This window comes from Paramagnetospirillum magneticum AMB-1, from assembly GCF_000009985.1.
GTDB classification, from domain to species: domain Bacteria; phylum Pseudomonadota; class Alphaproteobacteria; order Rhodospirillales; family Magnetospirillaceae; genus Phaeospirillum; species Phaeospirillum magneticum.
The window spans coordinates 1,192,536-1,208,783 of sequence record NC_007626.1; the positions used below are offsets into that span (position 1 = coordinate 1,192,536).

The window sequence follows — 16,248 nt, forward strand, 5'->3', positions numbered from 1 at the left end:
GCTATGTTAGGGGCAAGGAATGCAATCGCCTTCGCTTGATCAAAGCGGACCCTCGAAGGGGGATGCCTCTGTCATGAATATCGCTGTCGTCCGACAGGCGGGAGCCGTCATCGTGACGGTGTCCGGCCGGCTCTCCAGCGCCGGGGCCGATCAGTTCCAGGAGCAACTGATGGCCGGCTTGCACGACAAGCCCAGAGCCCTGCTCGTCGATTTCTCCGAACTGAAGTTCATCACCAGCGCCGGATTGCGGGCGCTGATCATCGCCGCCAAATGGGGCAGCGCCGACGGCTACCACGTCCATCTGTGCGGCATGAGCGAGACCATCCGCGAAGTGTTCGAGGTCAGCGGCCTGCTGCGCATCTTCAAGGTTCATCCATCGGTCGACGTGGGGCTGGCGGCGCTGTGACGCCGCCGGGGCTGGCCGATCGCCTCAGGCGTTGGGATTGACCGTCTTGCAGGACTTTCCGGCCTTGCCCAGGCGCTTGCAGGCGGCACGGGCCTGATCCTCGGTAAAGCCGGAAATGCGGGCGCGATAGAGGGCCTTGGCGCCCTTGCCGGCCTTGTCGATGTCGATGGAGGCCTTGGACACCAGCCCACCCAGCTTCTTGGCCGCGTCGCTGGCCGCCTTGTGGGCCGGACGGTACTCGCTGAACGCCCCCACCTGGATGGCCCAGCCCGACGGGTCGGCATCGCCCACCGCGTCGTCGTCGTCGTCGTCGTCATCGGCGGCGCGGGCGGGGGCACGCAGGACGACCTTCTTGGCGGGAGCCGGCTTGGCCTTGGCGACGGCCTTGGCCGGAGCCTTGGCCGGGGCCTTGGCCGCCTGGGCGGCGGCCTCCAGGTCGTCCAGGTCGGGCAGGTCGTCGTTGCCCTCGGTCTCGGTCTCGGCGGCCGCCATCTCGACGCCGCCGCCCCGCCGCAGCTTGGCGAAGCCCTTGTCCAGCAGCTGGCCCATGTGGTTGTCGCGCGACGAGGCGGTGCTGCCGCCGAACACCACGCCGATGATGCGCTTGTCGCCGCGCTTGGCCGACGAGATGAGATTGAAGCCCGAGGCGTGGATATAGCCGGTCTTGATGCCGTCGGCGCCCTGATAGCGCAACATCAGTCGGTTATGGGTGTTGATGGGCTGGCCGTCATAGACGAACTGACGGGTGGAAAAATATTTGTAATAGCCGGGATGGCTGCGGATCAGGGCGCGGGCCAGGGTGGCCTGGTCGCGCACCGTGGACACCTGGCCGGTATCGGGCAGCCCCGAGGCGTTGCGGTAGACCGTGTTGCGCATGCCCAGCGCATGAGCCTTCTGGGTCATCATATGGGCGAAGCGGGTCTCGGTCCCGCCCACGCCTTCGGCCGCCACCACGGCGGCATCGTTGGCCGACTTGGTGACCAGGGCGAGGATCAGGCTTTCCACGGAAATCTTTTCGCCGGGTTCGAGCCCCAGCTTGGACGGCGACTGGGCGGCGGCATGGGCCGAGGTGGTGAACTTGGAATCCAGCCGGATGCGCCCGGAATCCAGCTCGTCGAACAGCAGGAACAGGGTCATCACCTTGGTCAGGGATGCCGGATAGGATCTCGTGTCGGGATTGGCCGCATGCAGGACGGAACCGTTTTCCGCATCGATGACGATGGAGGCGTAGCGTCCGGCCTCGGCCGGCTGGGCCACGGCGATGATCGCGACGCCCAGGGCGACGGCAATCAGGCGAAGGCGGTTCAGGAATCCGGTGCGGCTCAGGTGCAACGTCTCGACCTTCCGTTCAACGACTGAGTTGGTTTAGGGTATCGCGCAAACCTTAAAGATTTTGCGAATCGGTGTAAAGCGTCGCGGACGCCCGATTCCCGCCATATTTACCGGTTTATCTTTCCTTGCCCCGACCTCCTGTCATTGGATACGCCATGCTCCGCCGCCTCGCCCTTCCGACGTTCGCCGCCACCCTCGCCCTGCTGGCGGGATGCGCCTATACCGGCGACGACATCGGCAACCCGCTTTACCGCAAGGCCCAGTGGTTCTCCTTCATCGAAGGCAGCGACATCGCTAGCGCCTGCGCCGCCGGATCGGCCGAGCGGTTCCGCGTGGTCTATAACGGCCTGTGGGGCCAGCAGGTTCGCGTCTATGAATGGGATGGCGCGGCCAAGGCCCTGAAGATCAGCGCCATCCGCAACGGCAACGTGGCCACCATGGACCTGTGGGACCCGCTGTCGCCCTGGCGGGCCGACGTGGCCAGCGTCGCCCTGAGCCAGGGCGCCTATGACGGGCTCGAATCAGCCCTGGGGCAGTCCGGAGCGTTCGGACCGCCGGCCGAGGGACTGCAATTGCCGTCCCACTCCTATTATTGGACCGCCGCGTCGTGCCATCAGGGCCGGTACGTCTTCACCGCCTGGGCCTATCTCTCCGCCGCCTTCGATGCCGCCAGCCTTCCCGCCGCCCTGATCGCCCAGGACCCCGGCCGCGACACAATCACGCCCCCCGGACCCATTCCCGTCGACCCCTTCCGGGAATACGACCGCAAGCGCGGCGCCACCGGCGAATTCACCCTGAAAGTCGGGCCGTCGGGTCTGGCGGCCTGGTAGTTCGACCGCCCCCATTAAGGATATGTTGCAGCGCAATATACCCTATTGACTCGCTGCTACCCGGACATCATGATACGCCCATGTTGCATCGCAGCATGGGGCGATCTGTATGCCCCCTGCCGCCCTCGAATCAGGGAATTCAGATCATGACCACCACCATCAAGGCCAAGCAGGCCCCCGCCAAGACCGCCGCCCCCGCCGCCAAGGCCGTTGCCGCCCCCGCCGCCAAGGCCGTTGCCGCCCCCGCTCCGGCGAAGGCGACCCAGGCCCCCGCTCCGGCCGCCGCCACCCCGACCGCCGCCCCCATCGCCAAGGCCCACGCCGAAGCGGTCAAGACCATCGAGCAGGCGGTCACCGTCGGCAAGGAAACCATCGAATCCGTGGTGAAGGCTTCGGCCGACGCCGCCGCCAAGGGCTATGATCAGGCCGCCAAGGGCTACGACAAGGCCGTCGCCTCCGCCAAGGAGCAGGTCGAGGTCGCCGTGGCCGCCTCCAAGGAAGCCGTCGAGACCGTGGTGAAGGCCTCGTCCGATGCCGCCGCCAAGGGCTACGACAAGGCCGTCGCCATCAGCAAGGAGCAGGTCGAGGCCGCCGTGAAGGCCCAGACCGCCGCCTACAAGGGCTACGAGGACGTGCTGTCCCAGGCCAAGGAGAACGTCGAGGCCTTCGTCAAGGCCGGCACCATCCTGACCAAGGGCCTGCAGGACATCACCAAGGCTTTCGTCGGCCTGACCCAGGCCAGCATCGAGGAGCAGGTCGCCGCCTCCAAGGCCCTGCTGGGCGTCAAGAGCCTGCAGGAATTCATCGACCTGCAGACCGACCTCACCAAGTCGGGCGTGGACAAGCTGGTGACCGAGTCCACCCTCCTGGCCGAGCAGTCGGTGAAGCTGGTCGAAGAGACCCTGGCGCCCATCAACGACCGGGTCACCGCCACCGTCGACAAGCTGGTCAAGGCCGCCGCCTAGTCCGGCAACCCTTCTTGTCAAGAGGCCCGGTGGTCCGTCCACCGGGCCTTTTTTCATGCCCGCATCGCCCCCATGCGGAAAAAGGGGCCTTTTCCCAAGCCATCGGCTCCCAATATGATAGGGGTGTAAATTGCAACCAAGGTCCAAGCACACAGGCATGAGCGAGAACGGGAACGACAAGCGCGACGGTGACGACGGTCAGACGGGAGTGGTCATCAAGACCCGCCCCAAAACCAAGAAGCCGTCCATGTACAAGGTCCTGATGCTGAACGACGACTACACTCCCATGGAGTTCGTCGTTCACGTCCTCGAACGCTTTTTCAACAAGAGCCGCGAGGATGCGACCCGCGTCATGCTGCATGTTCATACCCGCGGTGTCGGGATTTGCGGTGTTTACACATATGAGGTGGCGGAGACCAAGGTAACCCAGGTCATGGACCTGGCGCGCCAGAACCAGCATCCGCTGCAGTGTACGATAGAAAAGGAATAGCCAGCCTCCTGCCGGCATTCCCCTTGGATAAGGATCGGCCCCTATGCTGTCGCGCAATCTGGAGCAGAGCCTGCACCGTGCCTTGTCTCACGCCACCGAGCGCCGTCACGAATACGCGACGCTCGAGCACCTGCTGCTGGCCCTCACCGACGATCAGGACGCCGTGGCGGTGCTGCGGGCCTGCAACGTCGACGTGGACAAGCTGAAGCGGGACCTGGGCGAATTCATTGACACCAACCTGTCGGAGCTGGTCTCCCCTCGCGGGACCGACCCCAAGCCCACCGCCGGGTTCCAGCGCGTCGTGCAGCGCGCCGCCATTCACGTCCAGTCCTCGGGCCGCGAAGAGGTGACCGGGGCCAACGTCATCGTGGCCCTGTTCTCCGAGCGGGAAAGCCACGCCGTCTACTTCCTGCAAAGCCAGGACATGACCCGGCTCGACGCGGTCAATTACATCAGCCACGGCGTCGCCAAGGCGCCGGGCCGCGGCCAGAACCGCACCGTCCACGGCGCCGACGACGAAGCCAATCCGGACAAGGTGGTGAAGAAGGGCCAAGAGGCGCTGAACGCCTATTGCATCAACCTCAACAAGAAGGCCGCCCAGGGCAAGATCGACCCGCTGATCGGCCGTGACGAGGAGATCGACCGCACCATCCAGATCCTGTGCCGCCGGTCCAAGAACAACCCGCTTTACGTGGGCGATCCCGGCGTGGGCAAGACCGCCATCGCCGAGGGGCTGGCCCGGCGCATCGTCAACGGCGAGGTGCCCGACGTCCTCAAGAACGCCACCATCTTTGCGCTCGACATGGGCTCGCTGCTGGCCGGAACCCGCTATCGCGGCGATTTCGAGGAGCGCCTGAAGGCGGTGGTCACCGAGCTGGAAAACTATGACGGCGCGGTGATGTTCATCGACGAGATTCACACGGTGATCGGCGCCGGCGCCACCTCGGGCGGCTCCATGGACGCGTCCAACCTGCTGAAGCCCGCCCTGGCCTCGGGGTCGCTGCGCTGCATCGGCTCGACCACCTACAAGGAATTCCGCAATCACTTCGAGAAGGACCGCGCCCTGGTGCGGCGCTTCCAGAAGATCGACGTCAACGAGCCGTCCATCCCCGATACCATCAAGATTTTGAACGGCATCAAGACCTATTACGAAAGCCATCATAAGGTGCGCTACACCGCCGAGGCCATCAAGGCGGCGGTCGAGCTGTCGGCGAAATACATCACCGACCGCAAGCTGCCCGACAAGGCCATCGACGTCATCGACGAAGTGGGCGCGTCGCGCATGCTGCTGCCCGAATCCAAGCGCCGCAAGACGGTCACCGTCCGGGACGTGGAGGAGATCGTCGCCAAGATCGCCCGCATCCCTCCGAAAAGCGTGTCCACCAACGACGTGGAGGCGCTGCGCAACCTGGAACGGGACCTGAAGACCCTGGTGTTCGGCCAGGACAAGGCCATCGAGGCCCTGGCCAGCGCCATCAAGCTGGCCCGCGCCGGGCTGCGCGAACCGGAAAAGCCCATCGGCTGCTACCTGTTCTCCGGCCCCACCGGTGTCGGCAAGACCGAGGTCGCCCGGCAATTGGCCAAGATCATGGGCATCGAGCTGACCCGCTTTGACATGAGCGAGTACATGGAGCGCCACTCGGTGTCACGCCTGATCGGCGCGCCGCCCGGCTATGTGGGCTTTGATCAGGGCGGCCTGCTCACCGACGCCATCGATCAGCATCCGCACAGCGTCCTGCTGCTCGACGAGATCGAGAAGGCCCATCCCGACCTGTTCAATATCCTGCTCCAGGTCATGGATCACGGCCGCCTCACCGACCATAACGGCAAGACCGTCGACTTCCGCAACGTGATCCTGATCATGACCACCAACGCGGGCGCCGCCGACCTGGCCAAGTCCGCCATCGGCTTCGGCCGCGAGACGCGGGAAGGCGACGACACCGACGCCATCAACCGCATGTTCAGCCCGGAATTCCGCAACCGCCTGGACTCGACCATCGCCTTCGCCAACCTGACGCCGGAAATCGTCGCCCAGGTGGTGGACAAGTTCGTCATGCAGTTGGAAACCCAGCTGGGCGACCGCGACGTCACCATCGAGCTGACCGACGAGGCTCGCGCCTGGCTGGCCAAGAAGGGCTACGACCGCTCGTTCGGCGCCCGCCCCCTGGCCCGCGTCATCCAGGAGCACATCAAGAAGGCCCTGGCCGAGGAATTGCTGTTCGGACGCCTGTCCAAGGGCGGCATCGTCCGCGTCCGCGTCGGCGAGGACGGCAAGCTGGCCTTCGAGTTCCTGGCCTCCGCCTCCAAGACCGACAAGATCCCCGAACTGGTGGAATAGCTCGGGATCATCCTGCCACCGCAACCAGGGCGCTCCCAAGGGAGCGCCCTTTTGCTTGGTCCGGATGATGGGCTAATTCTTGACAATCGACCTCGGCTTGGCGATAATTAACCTGTAACAGAGATGGAGGCGTACCGGGATTGGAAGGTTGTCACCGAAGTATCCGATGCACCAATTGCTTCACCCGAGGCATCGGTTCCACCGGAGAGGAGGATGTTGACAGCATGACACCACCGGGTCGAGTTTGAGGTGCTGACATAGTGGCACCAGGTACTAGTACAAATCACTCTCGCGACTTATCGGCCTGTGCGCCGAACATCGAGGACCTGTAGGTCCCCAAACCATAAGCCCCGCGCGGAACGCAATGTCTCCGGCGGGGCTTCGGTTTGTCTGAGCCAATGTTTAGAGCACCGCGAAGGATCTTTCAGCCTGAAGCGGCTGGCGTCCTCGGGTTGAATTCATGAATACGCACAAGAGAGGTTTGGAGGCATGGCCTCCAAGCGGGGCCCATCTCACCGAGAACAGGAGGCGGCAGCCCCGCGCAGCCCCATCCCCTCACAGCATGCGCACGGCCATCAGCTTGGCCTCGGCGGCAGCCAGGGCGTCGCCGGCGATGGTGGCATCGGCGATGGCGCCTTCCTTGAGCAGGGCGAGGCGGCGGGCCAGACGCTCGGGCTCGGGCAGCTCCGCCTTGTGGCACATCTCGCCCAGGGTCTCGACGATGCGGCGCTTGTGGTCGCCGGCCACCCGGTGAATGGGATCGGCGGGTTCGGCGTATTCCGCCGAGGCCTTGACGAAGGGACAGCCGCGGAACACTTCCGGCGCCTCGCCGCCCAGGGCCGCTTCGCCCCGGAACCATTCGCCCAGGACATCGAACATGTTCAGCACCTGGGCCCGCGGCGTCCCACCCATGGCCTGCATGCGGCCGAACAGCCAGTCGCGGAAACGAAGGTCGCGCAATTCCAGGGCGGCGACGATCAGTTCCTCCTTGGACTTGAAGTGATGATACAGCGTCATCTTGGTCAGCCCCGCCTCATCCAGAATGGCGGCGATGCCGGTGGCGTGAAAGCCGTCGCGCAAAAACAGACGCAACGCCGCCTCGACCAGATCTTCCCTGCGGGACGGGGGAGCCATGCCAACCTCCATTCTATACCGACCGGTTACGCATGCATCATAGCTGCCTTGACGGAGAATTCGCAACGCCGCCATTGCTTTGCGGCGCGCCCCTCCTTATGTGTTGCCGTCATGGACGACAGCAAGACCAACCTCATCGGCCTGTCACGCGATCAGCTGATCGCCGAGATGGCCTCCATCGGCGAGAAACCCTTCCGGGCCAAGCAGCTTTGGCACTGGATGTACAATCGCGGCGAAACCGATTTCGCCAAGATGACCTCCATCTCCAAAAGCATGCACGGCGCCCTGGCCGAGCGCTACGTGGTCCGCCGCCCCGGGGTGACCAAGGAGCTGATTTCCGCCGACACCACGCGCAAGTGGCTGTTGAAGTTCGACGACGGCCACGAGGCCGAGACCGTCTACATCCCCGATGCCGACGAGGAGCGCGGCGCGGTGTGCATCTCCACCCAGGTGGGCTGTACCCTGACCTGCCGCTTCTGCCACACCGGCACCCAGCTGCTGGTGCGCAACCTGTCGGCGGCCGAGATCGTCGGCCAGTTCATGGTGGCCCGCGATTCCTATGGCGAGTGGCCGACTCCCGACGATGGCGGGCGCCAGTTGTCCAACATCGTGGTCATGGGCATGGGCGAGCCGCTCTATAATTTCGAGAACGTCGCCACCGCCCTGGAAATCGCCATGGACGGCGAAGGCATCGGCATCTCCAAGCGCCGCATCACGCTGTCCACCTCGGGCGTGGTTCCCATGATGAAGGAATGCGGCGAGCGCCTGGGCGTCAATCTGGCGGTCAGCCTGCACGCGGTCACCGACGAGATCCGCGACCGCATCATGCCCATCAACAAGAAGTACCCCCTGAAGGAGCTGATGCAGGCCTGCCGCGAGTATCCCGGCGCCTCCAATGCCCGGCGCATCACCTTCGAATACATCATGCTGAAGGGCATCAACGATTCCGCCGCCGACGCCCGTGCCCTGCTGAAGCTGGTCAAGGGGCTGCCGGCCAAGTTCAACCTGATCCCGTTCAATCCCTGGCCGGGATCGGAGTTCGATACTCCCGACATCAAGACCACCAAGGCCTTCTCGGACATCTTGCAGGATGCGGGCTATTCCGCCCCCATCCGCATGCCCCGGGGCCGCGACATCCTGGCCGCCTGCGGCCAGCTGCGCTCGGAAAGCCAGCGGGAAAGGGCATCCCTCGCCAAGGCCCGCGCCGCCGCCGGCATCGCGGACGAGCATCACGGCTGACTCTCCTTGCCCTCGGGCGCGCTTTGCCTATACTGCGCGCCCAATTCCCTCCCCCATCTCGGAAAGGCGTCTGCCATGAAGGGCGAAGTCAAGAAGGTCGTTCTGGCCTATTCCGGCGGTCTCGATACCTCCATCATCCTGCGCTGGCTGCAGGACCAGTATCAGTGCGAAGTGGTGACCTTCACCGCCGATCTCGGCCAGGGCGAGGAGCTGGAGCCGGCCCGCGCCAAGGCCCGCCTGATGGGCATCAAGGAAGAGAACATCTTCATCGACGACCTGCGCGAGGAATTCGTCCGCGACTTCGTCTTCCCCATGTTCCGCGCCAACGCGCTGTACGAGGGCGTCTACCTGCTGGGCACCTCCATCGCCCGGCCGCTGATCTCCAAGCGCCAGATCGAGATCGCCAACATGGTCGGCGCCGATGCGGTGTCCCACGGCGCCACCGGCAAGGGCAACGACCAGGTGCGCTTCGAGATGGGCTATTACGCCCTGAAGCCCGACATCAAGGTCATCGCGCCGTGGCGTCTGTGGGACCTGACCAGCCGCACCAAGCTGCTGGACTTCGCCGAGAAGCACCAGATTCCCATCGCCAAGGACAAGCGGGGCGAGGCGCCTTATTCCACCGACGCCAACCTGCTGCACATCTCCTATGAGGGCAAGGCGCTGGAAGACCCGTGGGTCGAGCCCTTCGAGGACATGTACACCCGCTCGGTGGCGCCCGAGAACGCCCCGGACAAGCCCACCTATATCGAGATCGAGTTCGAGAAGGGCGACGCCGTGGCCATCGACGGCGTACGTCTGAGCCCGGCCGCACTGCTGACCAAGCTGAACGAGCTGGGCGGCGCCAACGGTATCGGCCGCCTGGATCTGGTGGAAAACCGCTTCGTCGGCATGAAGAGCCGCGGCGTCTACGAGACCCCCGGCGGCTCGGTGCTGATCGTGGCGCACCGCGCCATGGAAAGCCTGACGCTGGATCGCGGCGAGTCCCACCTCAAGGACGAGCTGATGCCCCGCTATGCCGAGCTGATCTACAACGGCTTCTGGTTCGCGCCCGAGCGCATCGCCATCCAGACCATGATCGACAAGGTCAGCGAGAACGTCAGCGGCACCGTGCGGCTCAAGCTGTTCAAGGGCGTGGCCTCGGTGGTCGGCCGCAAGTCGCCCAAGTCGCTCTATCGCATGGACTACGTCACCTTCGAGGAAGACTCGGTCTATGACCAGCGCGACGCCCAGGGCTTCATCAAGCTGAACGCCCTACGCATGCGCCTGGCCAAGATGGCTCGTGGATAAGTATAAGCACTTATAATGCGAAAAATGTTGGGGCTTCGCCATGGCGGAGCCCCTTCCTTTTAGAGCATTTCATCTATCCGCTTTACGTGCTCCACGGGCTTTTATACCATTGGATAGAATTACACTGATTTGGTGGTAAAAGTATTGCCCCCTGCCGTCCGCAGCAGCCCTTCAGCCTCTATCGCCGTCCAGAAATGGTGGCCACTGGTTCTGTGGGGGCTTGCCATGGCCGTGGTGGTGGCCTGGACGGCGGTCACATCCGTCCGCGATCGCGGCGCGGCCCTGGCCGAGGCTGAGTTCCGAACCCAGTCCATGGCCGATCTGGCCGCCGAGCAGGTGCTGCGCACCATCGAGGGCGCCGATACCGCGCTGAAGGCCGCGCGGACTCAGTTCCGCCACATGGGCGACTGGGACAGTCTCGGCAACGACCGCAAGTCCTGGCAGATCATTCACGATTACGGCGAGGCTCTTTCGGCGGTGCCCACCGTCTACATGGCCGATTCCGACGGCATGATCCGCCTGCATGGCCAAAGCTTCCCGTTCCGCAAGGTCTCCATCGCCGAACGCGATTATTTCAGGCTGCACCGGGACAAGGCCGCCGACGACGTTCAGATCAGCTCGCCGCTGGTCGGCCTGGTCACCGGCAATCCGGTCATCATCGTCAGCCGGCGCCTGACCGCTCCCGATGGCGGCTTTGCCGGCGTGGTCGGCGCCACCATTCGGGCCGATGCCTTCCAGGCCTTTTTCCAGACCCTGGGGCTGGGCGAGGGGGCCATCGTCAACCTGCAGCGCGCCGACGGGACCATGCTGGCCCGCCAGCCCTTCCGGAACGACGCGGTGGGGGCCAAGGTGGACAATGCCCGGTTTTTCCCCGCCATTGCCGAGGGAAAGCCCCATGGCGCGGCGGTCACCGTCTCGCCCCTCGACGGCATCACCCGCGTCACCGCCTTCCGTCGCATCGACCGGTACGGGCTGGTGGTCATCTCCGCCATCCCTGTGGACACGATCCTCGACGGCTGGCGGCGGCAGACCGTCCGCATGGCGGCCATGGTGGGAATCGGCATCGTACTGCTGTCGACCCTGTTCATCATGCTGCTGCGCCGCTACCACAACGAGGTGGAGGCTCGTGCCGAGCTCAAGACCAGCGAGGCGACCCTGAGTCGGGCACAAAGCGTGGCCCATATCGGCTCCTGGCAGGTGGACATCGCCTCCAACCGGGTCCGCTTTTCCGAGGAAACCTACCGAATCTTCGGAATCACGCCAGGCGCCCCCATCAGCTTCGCCTCGGTGATGGAGATGATTCATCCCGATGACCGGCAGCCGGTGCAGGATGCGTTGGCCGCCCTGATGTCCGGCGGGTCCTATGACGTGGAACACCGGATCGTCGCCGCCGGCGGCGAGCTCAAATGCGTGGCCGCCAAGGCCCTGATCACCAATGGAACCGATGGGCGGCCACAGGAGATTCTGGGAACCATCCAGGATATCACCGAGAAGAAGCAGGCCGAGATCGCCATCCGCGAGCATCAATCCCTGCTGCTCGAGGTCCAGAGCGTGGCCAATCTGGGCTATTACGATTACGACATCCGGGCGGATCGCTGGCGCAGTTCTCCCATTCTCGACGCGATTTTCGGCATCGGCCCCGACTTTCTGCGTAGCGGCCTCGGTTGGCTTCAACTGGTCGCCCCGTCCATGAAGGCCGAAATGACGACCTATCTGGCGGAAATCCAGGCGGGCGAACACGATTTCGACAAGGCCTACGCCATTATTCGCCCCGGCGACGGCGCCGAGCGCTGGGTGGCGGGGCTGGGCAAGATCGAGCGCGACGGCGAGGGCCGCCCCATCCGCATGGTCGGTACCATCAAGGACATCACCAACCAGCGCCGGGCCGAGCAGGCGCTGCGCGACAAGGCCGAGGAGCTGGAGCGCTCCAACACCGAGCTGGAGCAGTTCGCCTACGTGGCCTCCCACGACCTGCGCGAACCGCTGCGCATGGTCTCGTCCTATGTGGACCTGCTGGCGCGGCGCTATGGCGACAAGCTGGACGACGATGCCCGCGAGTTCATCGCCTTCGCCAAGGATGGCGCGACGCGCATGGACCGCCTGATCCTCGAATTGCTGGAATATTCGCGCATCGGCCGGATCACGCGGCCCATGTTGCCGGTGGCCCTGGGGCCGGTGGTGGAACGGGCCTTGCGCGCCCTGGCTCCCAAGATCGAGGAAAGCGGAGCCGAAATCGCTACGCCTCCTTCCGTCCTGCCCACCGTCCTGGGTGATGCCGAGGAACTGATGCGGCTATTCCAGAACCTGATCGGCAACGCCATCAAGTACCGCGACCCCGAGCGCAAGCCGGTGATCACCCTGGAAGCCGAGAATACCGGCAAGGAATGGGTGCTGACCGTGGTCGACAACGGCATCGGCATCGACCCCAAATATTACGAGCGGGTTTTCCTCATTTTCCAGCGCCTGCACCGGCGCGGCGAGTTCGAGGGCACCGGCATCGGCCTCGCCGTCTGCAAGAAGATCGTCGAGCACCACGGCGGCCGCATCTGGGTGGAATCCGTCCCCGGCCAGGGCTCGCGCTTCTCCGTCACCCTGCCGCCCATCGGGCAGGTGTAGACCGGCCATCCCCGTCGAGCACTCGCCCAGTCCATCCGGGGCGGCTGCCCCGCATGCCCCTGGCCTCAGCCGCTCCAGGCCAGGACGTCGTTGGCGTGGCCCGGCGCCGTCCGCCATTGCAGGGCGGGCAGGACGATGACCCGCTCGCCGCTCAGCTCCTCGTAGATCTCGATAACCCCCATCTGCTGCATGCGGGCCAGGGCGGCCAGGGCGCGGCGGGGCGAGTGGCTGCCGAAGGCCTGGGTGATCATGGAATCGCTGGGGCACGGCAGGGATTGGGCCGCCGCCGCCGCCAGATGCAGGTAGATGCCCTGGAACTGCTCTTCCAGGCCGGTGGCGGTGCTGACCGCCTTGTCCCATCCGGGCAGGGCGGCGATGGCCGGCGTCACGCCTGCCTGGGCCAGGACCAGCCGGCGGCGGAAATGAGTGATGTCCAGCACCCGACCGGGCAGGCGCTGGGTGCGGCATCGCGCCAGGAAATCATCGTAGAGGCTCGACACCGAGCGCCCGAGGGCGCTGCTCTCGCTGAACAACTGGTCGAGGACGCCGTCGATGCCCGCGCCCTTGTCGGGGGCGGGCAGGGGGGGGACCTGCACGGGGGGCGGAGCGACGGAAAGAGGCGGGGCCTCGCCGTCTTCGGCCACGGCCAGGGGCGCGGGAGCCGGCGGCGCCTGCGGCACCGGTGCCGGGGGGCTGTGCTCCATGGTGGCCAGCAGCGCCTCGGTGCCCATGCCCATTTCCGGCACATACGGCGCGGGGGGCGGGGTGTTGGCCTTGAACAGCAGCCCTCTTGCCTCCTCCGGCGTCCGCTCGGGCAGCGGCATCAGCTGGGCGCCGCCGGCATGGCTGCGGGTCTGCACGTCGCCGATGCGGATGGTGATGGAGCGGCGCGACAGGGCGGGACCCAGGCCGACGAAACGTCCGCGCTCCAGGTCGCGGAACACCTCGGCCTGTCGGCGGTCGATGCCCAGCAGGTCGGCGGCCCGCTGCATGTCGATGTCGAGGAAGGTGCGCCCCATCAGGAAGTTGCTGGCCTCGGCGGCGACGTTCTTGGCCAGCTTGGCTAGGCGCTGGGTGGCGATGATGCCGGCCAGGCCGCGTTTGCGGCCACGGCACATCAGGTTGGTCATGGCCTCCAGCGAGGTCTTGCGCGCGTCGTCGGCCACCTCGCCCGCCACGGCCGGGGCGAACAGCTGGGCCTCGTCCACCACCACCAGCACCGGGGTCCAGTACTGGCGGTCGGTGTCGAACAATCCGTTGAGAAAGGCCCCGGCGTGGCGCATCTGGCGCTCTGTGTCCAGGTGCTCCAGGTTAACCACCACCGAGACCCGCATCTGCCGCGCCCGGCTGGCGATCAGGCGCATGCCGTTCTCGCTCTGGGCGCCGGCGTCGATGACGATATGCCCGAACACCTGGGCCAGATTGGCGAAGTCCCCCTCGGGATCGATCACCACCTGCTGGACCGCCTGGGCGCTCTGCTCGATCAGGCGGCGCAGCAGATGCGACTTGCCGCTGCCGGAATTGCCCTGGACCAGCAGGCGGGTGGCAAGCAACTCCTCGAGCGACATGAGGGCCGGGGTGCCGGAGGAAGTCGTACCGAGATCTATATCCACGTCTTGGGGACCCTGAGAAGGTTGGGGCGCGATGATAGACCATATCGGCCCGGTTTTCATGCCGGAGATGACCGTCCCGGCGCGCGTCTCCCATTTGTCCGCAATGAAGCCGGGATGAGCTCAGCCGGGACCGTTCTTCGAACAGGGCGGGAAAGCCTTCTGGCCATGGACCACGCCGACTCCCGCCGAAACCTCGCAGACCGGGAAGGCCCTGGGGGGCGACCGGCCGGATCACGCGCGTGGCCCGAGCCCGGCCCCAAATGGGCGAGGTCACTTTCACATGGGGGGCGGTAGCCTTTGCTGGTCGCTGGGGAATTGGCCCCCGTCGTGCGGCAATGGAGGTTACCATGTCTGCGTTTACCCTTGGATTTTTGATCATCGCCACAGCCTCGGCTTGGGCTGCAATCGATTACCGCCAATGGGGCCGGCCGATGCTTGCGGCTGTCATCGTCGGAGCCGCGCTGATGATTGGAGGCTGATGCGGCCATTCTTTCCAAATGTCCCACGCCAAAATGGGCGCACGAGTGATCACGGGTGAGGTCCCGTGATCGCTGGTGTGCTTAACTGATTGATTTAAAACCGGTGGCGGAGGGGAGTGGGCGGAAGGCGGAATTTCTCTCGGTAGGGGACCGTGTGGCGCAGAAATTCGCATGGTAATGTTTTGTGGTTTTGAGTGAAATGCTGACCTACTGCAACCGAAGCAACCTGTCTGCGAACCATAAATAAAAATCATTAACTTGAACGGTGCGGCGGCTCTTTGGTTAATTCGGTTGCAACAGCCCCTCAGCCTCCATCAGCTGTAAAGCCTCGGCAAGAGATACTCCCGCCCGGAAGCACAGCCACTGTCCGGTATGGCGGTGCCACATAAGATCGAAGCGGTCACCGCTGACATGGTCGAGGCGGGCAAAGGCGGAATCAAACACCTCACCCGCGTTGTCGGCAAAGCCCGAACGGTAACGCTGGATGAAGCTGTACTTGTCGCCGCGCCATTTGCCGGTGATCGCGATGGGGTAGTTGAATTCCGTGGGACGGATCTCGGGCAGAAACCGGGGGATCAGCACCTCGGCGATGAACCGCTCGCAGGTGCGCGAGGTTGCCGCCTTGTCATCCTTGGTCAGCCCTTTGATCCATACGCCACGCTGTCCCGCCATGGTGCCCTCTCCTTGCCTGCACGCGCATCATGGCAAAGGGACAGAAATTGCGCTACCGCAAGCCGACGCCCCTCCAGACGTCAGCGACTGGAGGCCCCATAGTTCCTCGTTGATCTTGGCTTACAGGGGTGCTGGGATAGCGTCATCCTACTTAAGACTGGACGGGAGAGACCAGAGGATTGAGACGTATGCCTCCCCAGGTAGGAGGCGCCGATGTCTTCTGGGCGCATCTTGAAGTCTGCGCAATTTCTGCGGCATACTAATTTTGCTTGGAACGAGGTATGCCATGAGTGATGTACAGGAAACGGCCAAAGTGATTCCCCTGCGCCCGGCCAAGGCCGCCAAAGCCTCGGAGGCTAAATGGGGAACGGCGGTGATGAACATGGGATTTGCCATCATCCCGTCGTTGCTCCTGCGTGCTCAGCAGCGGCTGGGGCTGAATCCTACGCAGTTGGCCGTGCTCTTGCAGCTTTGCGATTACTGGTGGGATGAAAAGCGCAAGCCGTTTCCCAGCAAGGAAGCGCTCTCTCAACGGCTGGGATTGAGTACCCGGCAGGTGCAGCGCCATATCGCTGATCTGGAGAAGGCCGATTTGGTCAAGCGCATCGAACGAATTGGCAGACATGGCGGCAAGCTCAGCAATACCTACGATCTCTCCGGTCTGGTCAAGCGCCTACAAGCGCTTGAACCTGAATTTCGACAAGTCGAGGAAGAGAATCGCCAGCGTCGAGAAGAGGTGGGCCAGCCTCGTCATCGAAGGCGCATCATCGGACGAATCGATCCTACCCCCTGATGATTCCTTGGCCCTAAAAAGCTCAGCCCCGGTCGCATGCCAGAGGCAGAG

Annotated in this window: 14 protein-coding genes; 10 read left to right on the forward strand and 4 right to left on the reverse strand. The window is 64.6% G+C overall.

Annotation, left to right across the window (positions count from 1 at the left end; all coding sequences use genetic code 11):
* The first annotated feature begins 73 nt into the window (after window positions 1-73).
* The gene (locus AMB_RS05680) at window positions 74-406 is read left to right on the forward strand and encodes an STAS domain-containing protein (RefSeq protein WP_050750641.1); all 333 of its coding nucleotides are present in this window, start codon (window positions 74-76) and stop codon (window positions 404-406) included.
* Between the two features lie 24 nt (window positions 407-430).
* On the opposite strand, the gene AMB_RS05685 is transcribed toward AMB_RS05680, so the two are convergent.
* Window positions 431-1,738, reverse strand: a complete 1,308-nt coding sequence (locus tag AMB_RS05685) for a D-alanyl-D-alanine carboxypeptidase (protein WP_011383531.1) — start codon at window positions 1,736-1,738, stop codon at window positions 431-433.
* Between the two features lie 155 nt (window positions 1,739-1,893).
* Here AMB_RS05685 and AMB_RS05690 point away from each other — a divergent pair, with 155 nt between their 5' ends.
* The 4 genes from AMB_RS05690 (at window position 1,894) to clpA (ending at window position 6,361) form a co-directional block, all read left to right on the forward strand.
* Window positions 1,894-2,568 (forward strand): hypothetical protein, encoded by a 675-nt coding sequence (locus AMB_RS05690; protein WP_011383532.1) that lies wholly within the window; start codon window positions 1,894-1,896, stop codon window positions 2,566-2,568.
* Between the two features lie 146 nt (window positions 2,569-2,714).
* Window positions 2,715-3,533: a phasin family protein gene (gene phaP / locus AMB_RS23250; protein ID WP_050750642.1), complete on the forward strand. Its 819-nt coding sequence runs from the start codon at window positions 2,715-2,717 to the stop codon at window positions 3,531-3,533.
* 157 nt (window positions 3,534-3,690) lie between these two features.
* Window positions 3,691-4,023 (forward strand): ATP-dependent Clp protease adapter ClpS, encoded by a 333-nt coding sequence (clpS, locus tag AMB_RS05700; protein WP_043743542.1) that lies wholly within the window; start codon window positions 3,691-3,693, stop codon window positions 4,021-4,023.
* A gap of 43 nt (window positions 4,024-4,066) precedes the next feature.
* Window positions 4,067-6,361, forward strand: coding sequence for an ATP-dependent Clp protease ATP-binding subunit ClpA (clpA, locus tag AMB_RS05705; protein ID WP_011383536.1), 2,295 nt, complete (start codon window positions 4,067-4,069; stop codon window positions 6,359-6,361).
* Between the two features lie 555 nt (window positions 6,362-6,916).
* Here clpA and AMB_RS05710 read toward each other — a convergent pair.
* A complete protein-coding gene (locus AMB_RS05710; RefSeq protein WP_043746153.1) occupies window positions 6,917-7,495 on the reverse strand; it encodes a TetR/AcrR family transcriptional regulator in 579 nt (192 codons plus the stop codon).
* A 111-nt stretch (window positions 7,496-7,606) separates the two neighbouring features.
* Between AMB_RS05710 and rlmN the strand changes: the two genes are divergently transcribed.
* The 3 genes from rlmN (at window position 7,607) to AMB_RS05725 (ending at window position 12,640) form a co-directional block, all read left to right on the forward strand.
* Entirely contained in the window at window positions 7,607-8,734 is a 1,128-nt protein-coding gene (rlmN, locus tag AMB_RS05715; protein ID WP_043743546.1) for a 23S rRNA (adenine(2503)-C(2))-methyltransferase RlmN, read from the forward strand.
* 75 nt (window positions 8,735-8,809) lie between these two features.
* Complete coding sequence (locus AMB_RS05720) at window positions 8,810-10,024, forward strand: argininosuccinate synthase (protein ID WP_011383538.1); 1,215 nt, start codon at window positions 8,810-8,812, stop codon at window positions 10,022-10,024.
* A 225-nt stretch (window positions 10,025-10,249) separates the two neighbouring features.
* Window positions 10,250-12,640 (forward strand): ATP-binding protein, encoded by a 2,391-nt coding sequence (locus tag AMB_RS05725; RefSeq protein WP_148207309.1) that lies wholly within the window; start codon window positions 10,250-10,252, stop codon window positions 12,638-12,640.
* A 65-nt stretch (window positions 12,641-12,705) separates the two neighbouring features.
* Here AMB_RS05725 and AMB_RS05730 read toward each other — a convergent pair whose 3' ends face one another.
* Entirely contained in the window at window positions 12,706-14,313 is a 1,608-nt protein-coding gene (locus AMB_RS05730; protein ID WP_011383540.1) for an ATP-binding protein, read from the reverse strand.
* Between the two features lie 287 nt (window positions 14,314-14,600).
* On the opposite strand from AMB_RS05730, the gene AMB_RS26730 reads away from it, so the two are divergent.
* Window positions 14,601-14,732 (forward strand): hypothetical protein, encoded by a 132-nt coding sequence (locus tag AMB_RS26730; RefSeq protein WP_269446059.1) that lies wholly within the window; start codon window positions 14,601-14,603, stop codon window positions 14,730-14,732.
* A gap of 282 nt (window positions 14,733-15,014) precedes the next feature.
* Here the strand turns inward: AMB_RS26730 and AMB_RS05735 are convergent, their stop codons facing one another.
* A complete protein-coding gene (locus AMB_RS05735; RefSeq protein WP_011383542.1) occupies window positions 15,015-15,404 on the reverse strand; it encodes a hypothetical protein in 390 nt (129 codons plus the stop codon).
* 286 nt (window positions 15,405-15,690) lie between these two features.
* On the opposite strand from AMB_RS05735, the gene AMB_RS05740 reads away from it, so the two are divergent.
* On the forward strand, window positions 15,691-16,197 hold the full coding sequence (locus AMB_RS05740) for a helix-turn-helix domain-containing protein (RefSeq protein ID WP_011383543.1): 507 nt from the start codon (window positions 15,691-15,693) through the stop codon (window positions 16,195-16,197).
* Window positions 16,198-16,248: the final 51 nt, after the last annotated feature.

Bases quoted from the DNA above. Each gene is read 5' to 3' on its own strand.
- AMB_RS05680 (WP_050750641.1), top strand. From the start codon at position 74: ATGAATATCGCTGTCGTCCGACAGGCGGGAGCCGTCATCGTGACGGTG.
- AMB_RS05690 (WP_011383532.1), top strand. From the start codon at position 1,894: ATGCTCCGCCGCCTCGCCCTTCCGACGTTCGCCGCCACCCTCGCCCTG.
- phaP (WP_050750642.1), top strand. From the start codon at position 2,715: ATGACCACCACCATCAAGGCCAAGCAGGCCCCCGCCAAGACCGCCGCC.
- clpS (WP_043743542.1), top strand. From the start codon at position 3,691: ATGAGCGAGAACGGGAACGACAAGCGCGACGGTGACGACGGTCAGACG.
- clpA (WP_011383536.1), top strand. From the start codon at position 4,067: ATGCTGTCGCGCAATCTGGAGCAGAGCCTGCACCGTGCCTTGTCTCAC.
- AMB_RS05710 (WP_043746153.1), bottom strand. From the start codon at position 7,495: ATGGCTCCCCCGTCCCGCAGGGAAGATCTGGTCGAGGCGGCGTTGCGT.
- rlmN (WP_043743546.1), top strand. From the start codon at position 7,607: ATGGACGACAGCAAGACCAACCTCATCGGCCTGTCACGCGATCAGCTG.
- AMB_RS05720 (WP_011383538.1), top strand. From the start codon at position 8,810: ATGAAGGGCGAAGTCAAGAAGGTCGTTCTGGCCTATTCCGGCGGTCTC.
- AMB_RS05725 (WP_148207309.1), top strand. From the start codon at position 10,250: ATGGCCGTGGTGGTGGCCTGGACGGCGGTCACATCCGTCCGCGATCGC.
- AMB_RS05730 (WP_011383540.1), bottom strand. From the start codon at position 14,313: ATGAAAACCGGGCCGATATGGTCTATCATCGCGCCCCAACCTTCTCAG.
- AMB_RS26730 (WP_269446059.1), top strand. From the start codon at position 14,601: ATGTCTGCGTTTACCCTTGGATTTTTGATCATCGCCACAGCCTCGGCT.
- AMB_RS05735 (WP_011383542.1), bottom strand. From the start codon at position 15,404: ATGGCGGGACAGCGTGGCGTATGGATCAAAGGGCTGACCAAGGATGAC.
- AMB_RS05740 (WP_011383543.1), top strand. From the start codon at position 15,691: ATGAGTGATGTACAGGAAACGGCCAAAGTGATTCCCCTGCGCCCGGCC.